Origin of the sequence: Pseudomonas panipatensis (assembly GCF_900099785.1) — a bacterium.
Taxonomy (GTDB): domain Bacteria; phylum Pseudomonadota; class Gammaproteobacteria; order Pseudomonadales; family Pseudomonadaceae; genus Pseudomonas; species Pseudomonas panipatensis.
This window is the reverse complement of the sequence record NZ_FNDS01000004.1, coordinates 338,647-351,978: the sequence shown is the minus strand read 5'-3', so window position 1 is coordinate 351,978 and position 13,332 is coordinate 338,647. Positions and strand designations below refer to the sequence as shown.

At 68.7% G+C, this 13,332-nt stretch carries 10 protein-coding genes; 5 read left to right on the top strand and 5 right to left on the bottom strand.

Annotated features, from left to right (window positions below; all coding sequences use genetic code 11):
* The first annotated feature begins 215 nt into the window (after nucleotides 1-215).
* Together codA and BLQ74_RS11865 are read left to right on the top strand one after the other, a co-directional pair.
* Nucleotides 216-1,457, top strand: a complete 1,242-nt coding sequence (gene codA / locus BLQ74_RS11870) for a cytosine deaminase (RefSeq protein WP_090262763.1) — start codon at nucleotides 216-218, stop codon at nucleotides 1,455-1,457.
* Between the two features lie 128 nt (nucleotides 1,458-1,585).
* Nucleotides 1,586-1,795, top strand: a complete 210-nt coding sequence (locus BLQ74_RS11865; protein ID WP_090262762.1) for a hypothetical protein — start codon at nucleotides 1,586-1,588, stop codon at nucleotides 1,793-1,795.
* Nucleotides 1,796-1,908: 113 nt separating this feature from the next.
* Here the strand turns inward: BLQ74_RS11865 and BLQ74_RS27010 are convergent, their stop codons facing one another.
* A complete protein-coding gene (locus BLQ74_RS27010) occupies nucleotides 1,909-2,178 on the bottom strand; it encodes a hypothetical protein (RefSeq protein ID WP_139199057.1) in 270 nt (89 codons plus the stop codon).
* 39 nt (nucleotides 2,179-2,217) lie between these two features.
* Here BLQ74_RS27010 and BLQ74_RS11860 point away from each other — a divergent pair, with 39 nt between their 5' ends.
* On the top strand, nucleotides 2,218-3,693 hold the full coding sequence (locus BLQ74_RS11860) for a DNA recombination protein RmuC (protein ID WP_090262761.1): 1,476 nt from the start codon (nucleotides 2,218-2,220) through the stop codon (nucleotides 3,691-3,693).
* An 89-nt stretch (nucleotides 3,694-3,782) separates the two neighbouring features.
* On the opposite strand, the gene BLQ74_RS11855 is transcribed toward BLQ74_RS11860, so the two are convergent.
* The 3 genes from BLQ74_RS11855 to BLQ74_RS11845 form a co-directional block, all read right to left on the bottom strand.
* Nucleotides 3,783-5,129 (bottom strand): NAD(P)/FAD-dependent oxidoreductase, encoded by a 1,347-nt coding sequence (locus tag BLQ74_RS11855; protein WP_090262760.1) that lies wholly within the window; start codon nucleotides 5,127-5,129, stop codon nucleotides 3,783-3,785.
* Between the two features lie 88 nt (nucleotides 5,130-5,217).
* Nucleotides 5,218-6,174 carry an alpha/beta fold hydrolase gene (locus BLQ74_RS11850; protein ID WP_090262759.1) on the bottom strand — a complete coding sequence of 319 codons (957 nt, stop codon included), beginning with the start codon at nucleotides 6,172-6,174 and terminating at the stop codon, nucleotides 5,218-5,220.
* 353 nt (nucleotides 6,175-6,527) lie between these two features.
* The gene (locus BLQ74_RS11845) at nucleotides 6,528-7,784 is read right to left on the bottom strand and encodes an MgtC/SapB family protein (protein ID WP_090262758.1); all 1,257 of its coding nucleotides are present in this window, start codon (nucleotides 7,782-7,784) and stop codon (nucleotides 6,528-6,530) included.
* 135 nt (nucleotides 7,785-7,919) lie between these two features.
* On the opposite strand from BLQ74_RS11845, the gene BLQ74_RS11840 reads away from it, so the two are divergent.
* Complete coding sequence (locus BLQ74_RS11840; protein WP_244507182.1) at nucleotides 7,920-8,675, top strand: AraC family transcriptional regulator; 756 nt, start codon at nucleotides 7,920-7,922, stop codon at nucleotides 8,673-8,675.
* A gap of 112 nt (nucleotides 8,676-8,787) precedes the next feature.
* On the top strand, nucleotides 8,788-9,696 hold the full coding sequence (locus BLQ74_RS11835) for an alpha/beta hydrolase (protein ID WP_212633137.1): 909 nt from the start codon (nucleotides 8,788-8,790) through the stop codon (nucleotides 9,694-9,696).
* 6 nt (nucleotides 9,697-9,702) lie between these two features.
* On the opposite strand, the gene BLQ74_RS11830 is transcribed toward BLQ74_RS11835, so the two are convergent.
* Entirely contained in the window at nucleotides 9,703-13,182 is a 3,480-nt protein-coding gene (locus BLQ74_RS11830; RefSeq protein WP_090262756.1) for a PAS domain-containing hybrid sensor histidine kinase/response regulator, read from the bottom strand.
* Nucleotides 13,183-13,332: the final 150 nt, after the last annotated feature.

The window sequence follows — 13,332 nt, the reverse complement described above, 5'->3', positions numbered from 1 at the left end:
CTTGGGCGGACGCACTGACGGCATCGATTCGCCGAATCGACAGGGACTCGAATCGGCTACCTCCTCAGACCGCCGTAACGCGCGCCGGGTCGCCGTTGCCGGGTAAAGGTCCGGTAAAGAATCGCGGTGTTTTGTAAGGCCTCTCATACATGCCCGCGACAGACGCGCATGGCCTATGGTTAAGGCGTTGCCAAGACCTGGGAGGATGGCCGTTCATGAAAATCGTCAATGCCCGCCTGCGCAATCGCGCAGGGCTGCACTGCCTGATCCTCGATGGCGCCCTGATCGATGGCATAGAGGCGCAGCCACGCACCCTGGTGGCCGAAGGGGACGAGGTGGATGCCGCCGGCAACCTGGTGATCCCGCCGTTCGTCGAACCGCATATCCATCTGGATGCGGTGCTCACCGCCGGCCAGCCGCGCTGGAACATGAGTGGCACCCTGTTCGAGGGCATCGAGTGCTGGGCCGAGCGCAAGGCCAGCATCACCCGGGAGGACACCAAGGCGCGCGCCCGGCGTGCCCTCGACATGCTGGTGGCGCACGGCATCCAGCATGTGCGCACCCACGTCGATGTCACCGATCCCAGCCTGGCCGCGCTGCATGCCTTGCTCGAACTGCGGGAAGAAACCCGCCACTTGCTGGACATGCAGATAGTCGCCTTCCCGCAGGAGGGCATCGAGTCGTTCGGCAAGGGCCGTGAGCTGATGGCGGAGGCGGTGCGCCTGGGCGCCGATGTGGTCGGCGGCATCCCGCACTTCGAGAACACCCGCGAGCAGGGCGTCAGCTCGCTGAAGTTCCTCATGGACCTGGCCGAGCGCAATGGCTGCCTGGTCGATGTGCACTGCGACGAGACCGATGACCCGCACTCGCGTTTCCTCGAAGTGCTCGCCGAAGAGGCGCGCAGCCGCGGCATGGGCTACCGGGTCACGGCCAGCCACACCACGGCCATGGGCTCCTACGACAATGCCTATTGCTCCAAGCTGTTCCGCCTGCTGGCGCGGGCGGACCTGAATTTCGTCTCCTGCCCGACGGAAAGCATCCACCTGCAGGGGCGTTTCGATAGCTATCCGAAGCGGCGAGGCGTCACCCGCGTCGCGGAGCTGCTGGAGGCGGGTCTGAATGTCTGCTTCGGTCAGGATTCCATCGTCGATCCCTGGTACCCGCTGGGTAACGGCAACATCCTGCGAGTGCTGGAAGCGGGCCTGCATATCTGCCACATGCTCGGCTATCGCAACCTGCAGAACGCCCTCGACCTGGTCACCGACAACAGCGCCCGCGCCCTCTGCCTGGGCGAGGGCTATGGCCTGGAGGTCGGTCGCCCGGCCAATCTGCTGTTGCTGCCGGTGGCGAGCGACCACGAGCTGATTCGCAGCCAGGGCTTGCCGCTGCTGTCGATCCGCCATGGCCGGGTGCTGATGCGCCGGCAGCCGGCGAGCGTGGCTATCCACAGCGAATGACCCCGGCAGGCCCGCGCGGTGGGGGGGCTTGCGCCCCCCCGGCCTGACCGTCCGTCGTCATCCACTCCTCGATCGCGTTCGGCGCGCTAGGTTTATGCGCTGGCCAAGCAACGGAGTGCCCGACCGCCATGGATATCCGCCTGGAAGCCCATCCCCATGACCGCCGCCAGTGGCGCGTCTATCTCAATCAATACTTCTTCCAGTACCCGAGCAAGAGCGCCGCACGGCAGATGTACGAGCGAGTGCTGCTCTCCCTCGGCCAGGGCGCCGCGCCCTCGGCGCATCTTCCCCTGAGCGAGCGCGGCGAACGCCGTCGCCGCGCCCGCCAGCCGGTCTGATCGACAGGATCCGGCGCCCCTCGGCGCCCTCCCGATAGCCCTTGCAGCTGCCCCGAAATGAGGCGGCTCGCGCTCAGCCGCGAAGCACTTGTGCACAATGAGTGCAGCCAATGTCAATAGCCTGAAACATTCTCCCGTAAGCTCTTGTTTTTTCTTCTGGACTTTATAAATAATTGATTAATAAGGATTTTTTCTATTGGTGAAAAAAGCATCAATCTGAGCCGCGGCCGCATAGGGCAAGGCGCATAAGACCTTTTCATCATCTTTTCCACTAGGTTATCCACAGCTTCTGTGGATTGTCCCAAGCGCTTGCTTCGATGGGCATTTGTCAATGCCTTTCGCTGCGGCGCAGTGCCTCCGCCGGCGATCAGGGCTGCTACCATGGCGCGGCTTTTTCCACCGAACCTCTGCCCGGAGCCGTCATGCCCCTCGACCTGCCCAACCTGCTGATCGGCGTATTCGCCGGGGCGCTGCCCCTGGCGTATCTCGCCTGGCGCCTGCGTGAGCGCCTGGCGGAACAGGAACGCGAGCTGGCGCTCTGCCAGGAGCGCCTGGCCACCGCGCAACTGGCCCAGGATGGCCTGGGGGCCCGTTTGGACGGCGACCGCGAGGCCTTCCAGCGCCTCAGTGCGCGGCACGGCGAGCTGGCGGCGGAAGCGGCGGGGCTGCGCCGGGAAGTCGAACTGGCGCGCGCGGAGCGCGAGCGCCTCGGGCAAACGGAGAAGGCCTGGCAGGGCGAGCGTGAGAGCAAGGAAGAAGAGCTGCGCCGGCTGGCCGCCGAATGCGCGTCCCTGGGGGCGGAGCTGCGTGAGCAGCAGGACAGCCACCAGCGGCGCCTGGATGACATGCAGGCGGCGCGCGATGAGCTGCGGGCGCAATTCGCCGAACTGGCCGGGAAGATCTTCGAGGAGCGTGAGCAGCGTTTCGCCGAAGCCAGCCAGCAACGCCTGGGGCAATTGCTCGACCCGTTGAAGGAGCGCATCCAGTCCTTCGAGAAGCGCGTCGAGGAAAGTTACCAACAGGAAGCCCGCGAACGCTTTTCCCTGGCCAAGGAGCTGGAGCGCCTGCAGCAGCTCAACCTGCGCCTGGGCGAGGAGGCGACCAACCTGACCCGCGCGCTCAAGGGGCAGAAGACCCAGGGCAACTGGGGCGAGCTGGTGCTGGAGCGGGTGCTGGAGCATGCCGGCCTGGAGAAGGGCCGCGAATACGAGACCCAGGTCAGCCTGCGCGCCGCCGATGGCGAGCGCTTCCAGCCGGACGTGCTGATCCGCCTGCCCGGCGACAAGCAGGTGGTGGTCGATGCCAAGGTCAGCCTGACCGCCTACCAGCAGTTCGTCGCCGCCGACGACGAGGTGATCCGCCAGCAGGCGCTGAAGCAGCACGTGCAATCCCTGCGCAACCATGTGAAGGGCCTCTCCGGCAAGGACTACAAGCGCCTGGAAGGGCTGCACAGCCTGGATTTCGTGTTGCTCTTCATGCCGGTCGAAGCGGCCTTCTCGGCGGCCCTGCAGGCCGAACCGAACCTGTTCCAGGAGGCGTTCGAGCGTAATATCGTGATCGTCAGCCCGACCACCCTGTTGGCCACCCTACGGGTGATCGACAGCCTCTGGCGCCAGGAGCGGCAGAACCAGAACGCCCGCGAGATCGCCGAGCGCGCCGGGGCGCTGTACGACAAGTTCGTGCTCTTCGTGCAGGACCTGGACGAGATGGGCGTGCGGCTGCAGCAACTGGACAAGTCTTATGCGGCGGCGCGCAACAAACTCTGCGAGGGGCGCGGCAACCTGATCAGCCGCGCCGAGCAGGTCAAGTTGCTCGGCGCCCGCGCCAGCAAGAGCCTGCCCAACGACTGGCTGGAGCGCGCCCTGAGCGACGATCCGCAGCCGGTGGACGGCGAGTAGCCGCCGCCGCGGCGGCTCACGCCGGCGTTCCCGGCCAAGTGGATCAGGCGTCGCGCCTGGTCCGCCGGATGAGGCGGCGCCGATCCCGCTCAGAACAGCGAATACGGCTTGCCCGCCGTGCCATCGGCGAAGCGGCGCAGGCGGAAGGCGCGCAGGTCCATCCCCGGTTGGCCGTCGAGCAGCCATTGGCTCATCAGTTGACCGACGATCGGCCCCAGGGCGAAACCGTGGCCGCAGAAACCGCTGGCCAGCAGTAGCCCCGGCACCTCGCTGGGCGCATCCAGGACCGGGATGCCATCGGGCAGCACATCGATCATGCCCGCCCAGCTTTCCACCACCCGCACGTCGCGCAGGGCCGGGAAGGCCTGGCCCAGCGACCGCTGCGCGCGTTGCACGCGGGCCTGGTTCACCGCCACCTGTGGATCGCGCTCGCCGAGCACGGCACCGTTGCGCTGGCTTTCCGAGCCTGGCAGGCGCTGGCGCAGGTCGTGCAGCAGGGCGCCGTTGAGGTGCAGGGAGAAGCTCGCGCGGTTCTCCGGCAGCACTGGCAGGTACCACCTGGCCGCGCGCAGATGATCGAGGCTGAGGTCGATGTCGGCCTGGGTTTCGTCGGCCAGATTGAGGCTGCCATCGGCTCGCTGGCGAATGCCGATACCGTGGCCGATGAAACTCTGCGCACCGATATCCGGCCCCGGGCTGGTGCGCGAGACCGTGCAGCGCACGGCTTGTTGCGGCAGGTCCAGGCCGATGCCGCGCAGCAGGCGCCAACTGCTGGCGCCGGCCGCCACCAGCACCTGGCGGGTTTTCACGTAGCCGCGTTCGGTCTGTACGCCACACACCCGTCCGCCGGCCAGGTCGATGCCGCTCACCCCGCAGCCTTCGACGAACAGGGCGCCGCGCTCGCGGGCGCGCAGGGCGAAGGCAGGGGCTACCCGGCGCGGTTCGGCCTGACCGTCGTTGGCCGTGTAGAGCCCGCCGAGGCCGGCATCGGCGAGGCCCGGCATGAGCGTCGAGACCTGCCTGGCCGAGAGCAGCCGGGTATCCAGGCCGCAGTCCGCCGCGACCTTCAGCCAGGCCTGGTAATGCGCCCGCCGCTGCTCGTTCTCCGCTAGGTACAGGCAGCCGCCCTGGCGCCACTCCAGCGGCGCTTGCAGGGTTTCTTCGAGGCGTTCCCAGAGCGGGATGGCGGCCATCATCAGCGGCACTTCGGCGGGATCGCGGCCCTGCTGGCGGACGAAGCCCCAGGCGCGGGTGGACTGCTGGCTGGCCAGCCCGGCCTTGTCGCAGACCAGGACGCGCAGGCCGCGCCCGGCGAGTTGCCAGGCGCTGGCGCAGCCCATGATGCCGCTGCCGGCGATGACCACGTCGACCGCGTCCGGCAAGCGCGCTTCGCGGTCGGCGAGGGCGGGGTACAGCGGATAGGTTCCCAGCGGCATGAGCGATCCCTGTATGGCCAGTGGCGGGAAGCGCAGTATGCCGGCGCCTCGTTGCCGCCGGCCATGGGCTGCGGGTCCGCAGGCAGGCTCAGTGCGCCGGCTGGCGGGCCAGGCGCAGGGAGTCGGAGGCGGCGGCGCCGTCGATGTGGCTGACGAACTGGTCGATCCAGCCGGCCAGTTGCTGCGGCTCGGCGAGCAATTGCCAGTGGCCGGCCTGGGCCTCGCGCCGCCACAGCCGTGGAGCCCACTGCGGCAGTCGCTGGAACAGTGGCGCGCCGACGAAGTGATCGCGGGTCGGCACGATCAACTGCACCGGCACCTCGGTGTAGCGCTGGCGCGGCGAGAAGATCGCGCCGATGAAGTTGGCTCGGTAGAGCTTTACGCCATGGCGCCCATCGCTGGCCTGGTGCGGATTCGGCGCGGGCGCGCGCAGGCCTTCGACGCGGCGCAGGAATTGCGGCCAGAGCCGCGCGCCGCCCAGGCGCCAGCCCAGTTCGGGCAATAGCGGCAGGTGGAAGTAGTAGATGTACCAGGAGTGCAGCAACTGCGTGAACAGTTCCAGCAATGCGCGCGGTTGCCGGGAGCGCAGGCGCTCGCGCATCCAGCAGCCGACGTGATCCAGGCAGGGGCCGGAGATGCTGGTGTAGGAAGCGATGCGTGCGCGCAAGCGCGGATCGGTGACGCTTTCCCAGGTCTGGATCGAGCCCCAGTCGTGGGCGACCAGGTGCACCGGTTGCTCCGGGCTGACCGCGTCGAGCACCGCTTGCAGGTCCTGGCTGAGCAGTTCCAGGCGGTAATCGCCGGTCCTGCTCGGCTTGTCCGACTCTCCGGCGCCGCGCACGTCGTAGGCGACCAGGTGGAAACGCCCGGCCAGGCGCTGGATCAGCGGCAGCCAGACGGCGTGGTTGTCCGGATAGCCATGCACCAGCAGCAGGGTCGGCAACTGCGGGTCGCCCCACTGGTAGACCGCCAGGCGCAGCGAACCGGAAACCACGAAGCGTCGCACGGCGGGAGCCGGGGCGAGACTGTCGAGCCTGGCGTTCATGTCGTCGCTCCAGGGCGGGCCGCGCCACTCGGGCGCAGCGATGAGCGAAGGCGGCGGGTGCGCGCTGAGGGGGCGGGGGCTGTTGTGCCACAGGTCATGGGCTGCTCCAGGGGCAGATTGGCGGGCGCCGAGATGGCCGAAGGTCGATCTCGATGCTGACCGATCCCTCCGCGGCCTGCCATGCCCCGGTGCGCTGTTACCGTCCCGCGCGAACGGCGCCGGCTCAGGCGCCACGGGCGTTTCCCCGGCGCACGCGGAAATCCGCGCTGGGCAAGTCCCGCCTTTGGTTAGGCCGGGCGGGCAGCGCGCAAGGCGCTGTCCGTTGGCTACCGCACGCGCCGCGTCGAGGGGCTTTACAGCAGCAGCGTCAGGGAGCCGCAGGCGAGGCCGGCGAGCATCACCGGCAGGCAGCGCAGGGCCAGTTGGCGGCCGCCGATCAGGGCGATGAGGGTGGCTTTGACGACGTTGTTGCTGATCACCGCGAGGACGATGCCGTGGCTGGCCACCGAGGCTTCCAGGCCATTCTGGCTATGGCTGGCCAGGGACAGGGTGATGGCATCGACATCGGCCAGGCCGGAGAGCAACGCCACCAGGTACACGCCAACGTCGCCGAGGTAGCGCCGGCTGGCTTCGACGAGGAACAGGATCAACGCCAGCAGCACGGCGAAGCGCAGCGCCGGTCCCAGCTCGAAGGGGTTTTTCAGCGGTGGCTCGCTGGACGCCTGGCCGTCCTGGCTTTCCGCCCGGAACCAGAAGACCAGGGCGCCGCCGGCATACACCAGGGCGGCCAGCAGCAGCGCCGGCAGCAGGCGCGGCAACAGCGCCGGGCTGACCGCGCCGACTTCCAGCAGTACGCGCGGGAACATCAGCGCCGAGGTCGCCAGCAGGCTGGCGGCCAGCAGCGCGTGCAGGCGGCGATCCTGATGCAGGCGAGCCAGGGTCAGGGTCATCGCGGTGGACGACACCAGGCCACCGAGCACAGCGGTGATCAACAGGCCGTAGCGCGTACCGGTGAGGCGCACGGCGACGTAGGCGGCGAAGCCCAGGCCGGCGATCAGCACCACCATCCACCAGGTCGAATAGGGGTTGAACACCTGCCAGGGACCATAACCCTGGTTCGGCAGCACCGGCAGCATCACCACCGAAATGAACAGCAGCTTGAAGGCCGCGGACAGCTCCTTGGCGTCCAGGTGCTTGAGTGCGGCATGCAGGGATTCCTTCAGGCTCAGCAGCAGGGCGACCACCACACCGCCGGCGGTGGCCAGCAGGCGGCTGTCGGCCACCGCCAGGCTGCCGAGGAGGAAGGTGGCGAGCAGGGCGATTTCGCTGGTCATGCCCTGGTCGCCGCTGCGGCGCACGTCGGCGAGGTAGCCGGCTACCGCCAGCAGGCCGACCAGCAGGGCCATGATCGCCCAGGCCCAGACGCCGAAATGGCTGGCAAGCAGGGCACTGAAACCGCCGAGCATGCCGGTCAGGGTGAAGGTGCGGATGCCGGCGATCTGCCGAATGTCTTCGCTGTCCCGGGTGCGCCAACCGCGCTCGGTCCCGACCAACAGGCCGATGGCCAGGGCGGTGGTCAGGTCGAGAACGATCTCCATGTTTTCCTGCATCGGCGGCCTCCGGGCGTCTGTCCCGGCAGTCTAATGGCTGCGCCGGGCTTTGGCTTGCGGTGAATCAAGGCAGGCTTGGCGGGCCGCCGAGGCGGCCGGCAGAATAGGCGCCCCGGCCTGCCAGCGGAGCCCTTCATGCAGTTGATCGCCTTTCCAGAGCCCGAGCAGTCCTTGCGTGCCCTGAGCCGCGAGTACCCCGACGGCCATTGCCTAGCGGAGCACTGGCACGAGGGCGCGCAGCTGATCTATGCGGTCAGTGGCGTGATGGAGCTGAGTTGCGCCGATGGCCTCTGGCTGATTTCGCCGCAGCAGGCGCTGTGGATGCCGCCGCGCCTGCGCCATCGCTTGCGTGCGCGCGGCCCGGTGAGCCTGCGCAGTCTCTATCTGCGCGACCCGGCCTGTCCGCCCGGATTGCCGGCCGTCCCGACCAGCCTTGGGGTGACGCCGCTGTTGCGCGAACTGCTCTGCCGCGCCTGCAGCCTGCCGCCGGCGGCCGCCTGGAGTGTGCGCGAACGCCGGCTGCTGCAGGTGCTGCTGGATGAGATCGCCTGGGCCCAGGCTTGCCCGCTGCGCCTGCCGATGCCCCGCGACCCGCGCCTGCAGCGGCTCTGCCTCGGGCTCCTGGCGCAGCCCGGCGACCCGCGCGGCCTGGAGCAGTGGGGGCGGCAGGTGGGCGCCTCCAGCCGGACCCTGGCGCGCCTGTTCCAGGCCGAGCTGGGCATGGGCTTCATGCTCTGGCGCCAGCAGGCGCGGGTGTTCGCCGCGCTGCCGCGACTCTCCGCCGGCGAGCCGGTGACGCGCATCGCCACCGAGCTGGGCTACGAAACGGCCGGGGCCTTCTCGGCGGCTTTCCGCAAGTTGATGGGCTGCGCGCCGCGCGACTACCGCTGACGTGTCTGGCCGATGCGCCGTAGAAACTGGCCGGCGCGGCGCGGTGAGCGGGTGCCGGCCTGCCTATCCTGGCGACTCCCGCGCGTTTGCGCCTTCGCCCAGGAGAATGCCGATGTCCGCCATTGCCGCCCAGCGTCAGAGCCTGCGTATCGTCCTGCCCGAGGTCGAGCTGGACGCCTGGCTGTTCCGCCCCGCCCAGGCTGACGACGAGCCCCTGCCATGCATTGTCATGAGCCCCGGCTTCGCCGCGCTCAAGGCCATGCACCTGGACCGCCTGGCCGAGCGCTTCGCCGCCGCCGGTTTCGCCGTGCTGCTCTACGACCATCGCAATTTCGGCGCCAGCGGCGGCGAGCGGCGCGGCGAGATCGATCCGTGGCGGCAGGTGGAGGACATGCGCGAGCTGATCACCTGGCTCGCCACCCAGGCTTGGGCCGACGCCACGCGCATCGGCCTCTGGGGTTCCAGTTACAGCGGCGGCCATGCGATTACCCTGGGCGCCCTGGATCGGCGCTTGCGCTGCGTGGTGGCGCAGGTGCCGACGATCAGCGGCTACCAGAGCTTCCTGCGCCGCGCCGGCGAGCAGGTCCAGGCGTTGCGCGCGGCCTTTCAGGCGGATCGCCTGGCGCGTCTGCGCGGTGCGGCGCCGGCCTACCGTCGGGTAATCGCCGAAGCGGGCGAGGCGGGGATCTATCCGGGAGCGGATGCCGAGGCCTTCTACGGCTTTGCGCGAGGCCTGCCGGTGCGCTGGGAAAACCGCGTGACCCTGCGCTCCAGCGAGCGCGCCAGCGAGTACGAGCCCGGCCTGCTGATCGAAAGGGTCAGCCCGACGCCGCTGCTGATGCTGGTCGCCGAGCATGACACGGTGACGCCCACTGACCTGGCGCTGGCCGCCTATCAGCGGGCCTTGCAGCCCAAGCGCCTGGTCCTGCTGCCGGGCGGACACTTCGATCCCTACACGGTCGGCGCCGCCCAGGCCGGCGCCGAGGCGCTGGCCTGGTTCGAGCGCCATCTGCGCCCTTGAGGGCGATCAGTTGAGGCTCAGGTGCCGGCTCAGCAGGGCGCGCAGGGCTGCCGGCTTGACCGGCTTGGCGAGGAACTCCAGGCCGGCCGCGTGGATCTGCGCGACCAGTTCGGGGCGCGCGTCGGCGCTGATGACCACGCCGGGGATCGGCTCGCCCAGGCGCGCGCGCAGCCAGGCCATCAGTTCGGCGCCGGTTTCGCCGTTGTCCAGGTGATAGTCGATCAGCGCCAGTTCCGGGCGAGCTTCCTGGGCCAGCAACTGCTCGCAATCGCTCTTGTTGCGCGCGGTGAGCACGCGGCAGCCCCAGCGGCTGAGCAGGCTGTTCATGCCGACCAGGATGCTGTCTTCGTTGTCCACGCAGAGCACCTGGGCACCGTTGAGTTCGGCCGGCACCTCGGCCTTGTGCCCGTTCAACTCCGCCGGCGCCGGCTGCCGCGCCAGCGGCACGCGGACGCTGAACACGCTGCCCTTGCCCAGCCAGGAACGCACTTCGAGTTTGTGGTCGAGCACCTTGCACAGCCGGTCGGCGATCGCCAGGCCGAGGCCGAGGCCCTTTTCGGCGCGGGTCTGGTGGCTGTCGAGGCGCTTGAACTCCTCGAAGATCACGCTGAGCTTGTCCGGCGGGATGCCCGGCCCGCGGTCCCAGACCTCCACGCGCAGGTAGCCGGCTTCGCGGCGCACGCCGAGCAGCACATGCCCCTTGGCATAGCGGAAGGCGTTGGTGAGGAAGTTCTGCAGCACCCGGCGCAGCAGCTTGATGTCGCTTTCCACGCGCAGCTTGCTGCCGCGCACATGGAAATCGATGCCTTGCTCCTGGGCCAGGACCTTGAACTCCACGCCGAGGGTGTCGATCAGGTTGTTCAGCGGGAAGGCCGCGCGCTCGGCGCTGACCCGGCCGCTTTCCAGGCGCGAGATGTCCAGCAGGTCGGTGATCAGGTCTTCCGCCGAGCGCAACGAGGAGTCCAGGTGGCGCACCAGGTCGGTGGCTTCGCCGGACAAGCCGCTCTGGTGGCCGAGGGCGGCGGAGAACAGGCGCGCGGCGTTGAGCGGCTGCATCAGGTCGTGGCTGACCGCGGCGAGGAAGCGCGTCTTCGATTGGTTGGCGGCTTCGGCGGTGCCCTTGGCCTCGATCAGCGCCTGGTTCAACTGCGACAGTTCGTGGGTCCGCTCCTGCACCCGCTGCTCCAGCCCCTCGTTGGCGTCCTTGAGGCCCTGCTCGGCGTCGCGGAAGGCGGTAATGTCGGTGAAGCTCATGACGAAGCCGCCGCCGGGCATGGGGTTGCCGATCAGTTCGATGACCCGGCCGTTGGGGAACAGCCGCTCGGAGGTGTGCGGGGTGCCCTGGCGCATCCAGTACAGGCGCTTGGCCACGTGCAGGTCGGGGTCGCCGGGGCCGCAGAGGCCGCGCTCTGCGTTGTAGCGGATGATGTCGGCGATCGGCCGGCCGACCTGGATCAGTCCATCGGGGTAACCGAACAGCTCGATGTAGCGATGGTTCCAGGCCACCAGGCGCAGCGACTGGTCGACCACGCTGATGCCCTGGGTGATGTTCTCGATCGCGCCTTGCAGCAGGGCGCGGTTGAACTGCAGCACTTCGGAGGCTTCGTCGGCGATTTTCACCACGTCCTCGACCTGCATCTCGCGGCCTTCGATGGCGGCCTTCACCACCGCGCGCGCGGAGGAGGCGCCGAGCACGCCGGCGAGCAGGCGTTCGGTGTGGGCGATCCACTCGTCGTTGGCGTTCTGGCTGGGGGTGAAGCCTTTGCCCTGGCGGTAGGCGAAGCGGATGAAGCTCTGCCGCGCGCGTTCCTCGCCGACGAAGCGGGCGGCGAGCATCAGCAGGTCCTCCAGTTGCACCGCGAGCATCGAGCGCGAGCTGACGCGCTGGGAAATCTCCTGGCCGATGAAGCGGCTGGCCTGCCAGTGCTCGGACACGCGCGTGCGGGAGAACACCGAGACCAGGCCGAACAGGGCGAAGTTGCCGATCAGCGAAAGCAGCACGCCGAGGGTCAGCGGTTCGATCAGCAGGCCGAAGGGGCGCCCGTCCAGCCAGGCGAGCCCGGGGAAATGCGCCAGCGGCCAGCCCAGGCTCTTGGCGATCACCGGCAACACCAGGGTGTACCCCCATAGCGCAGCGCCGGCGGCGAGGCCGGCGAACACGCCACGGCGGTTGGCCTGCTTCCAGTACAGCGCGCCGATCAGCGCCGGGCCCAGTTGGGCGATGGCGGCGAAGGCGATCTGGCCGATGGTCGCCAGGCTCGCGGTGGAGCCGAGCAGGCGGTAGCTGACGTAGGCCAGCAGCAGGATCAGCGCGATGCTGACCCGGCGCACGGTGAGCAGCCAGTGGCGGAACACTTCGAACGGCTGCTCGTCGTTACCACCGCGGCGGCGCAGCAGCCAGGGCAGCAGCATGTCGTTGGAGACCATGGTGGACAGCGCCACGCTGGCGACGATGACCATGCCGGTGGCCGCCGAGGCGCCGCCGATGAAGGCCAGCAGGGCCAGGGCCGGGTGCGCTTCGGCGAGCGGCAGGCTGATCACGAAGGAGTCGGGGATGACGCCGCCGGGCAGGTGCATCTGTCCGGCCAGGGCGATGGGCACCACGAACAGCGCGGCCAGCACCAGGTAGATGGGGAACACCCAGCGCGCCTGGTTGAGGTCGCGCGGTTCGATGTTTTCCACCACCAGCACGTGGAACTGCCGGGGCAGGCACATGAACGCGGTCATGGCCACGCCGGTCTGCAGCAGCATGGCCGGCCAGTGCACGGTCTCCTGCCAGTACTCGGCCAGTTGCGGGGCGCTGCGCGCTTTTTGCAGCAGGTCGTCGAAGCCGTCGTAGAGGCCGAAGGTGACGAAGATGCCGACCGCGAGGAAGGCAGTGAGCTTGACCAGGGATTCGAAGGCGATGGCCAGGACCATGCCGCGGTGGTGCTCGGTGACGTCCAGGCTGCGGGTGCCGAAGACGATGGTGAACAACGCCAGGATCAGCGAGACGATCAGCGCGGTGTCCTGCGCGCGGCTGCCGCCGGAGTCGGGGCCGGCGCCGATCAGCAGGTTCACGCCGAGGACGATGCCCTTGAGCTGCAGGGCGATGTACGGCAGCACGCAGACCACGCAGATCAGCGCCACCACCACCGCCAGGGCCTGCGACTTGCCGTAGCGCGCGGCGATGAAGTCGGCGATCGAGGTGATGTTCTCCTGCTTGCTGATCATGATCATCTTCTGCAGCACCCAGGGGGCGAGCAGCATCAGCAGCACGGGGCCTAGGTAGATCGGCAGGAACGACCAGAGCTGGCCGGCGGCCTGGCCGACCGCGCCGAAGAATGTCCAGCTGCTGCAGTAGACCGCCAGCGACAGGCTGTAGACCCAGGCGCGCAGGCGCGGCGACAGCGGCGCGCGGCGGCGGTCGCCATAGAAAGCGATGGCGAACAGGACGGCCATGTAGAGGAGGGCGACCGTGGCGATCAGCCCGCTGGACAACGACATGCGAACTCCGAAAATAACCCATGCTCCGCGTTACCTGCGGAGCCTAGCGCGTACCGGCAGTTTCTCATCAAAGCGCCGTACTGTCAGAACCTTGCTACGAAGGTATCAGAGGCTTCTTGCCGCATCTCGGGCTGGCTGGTAGCGTGCCGC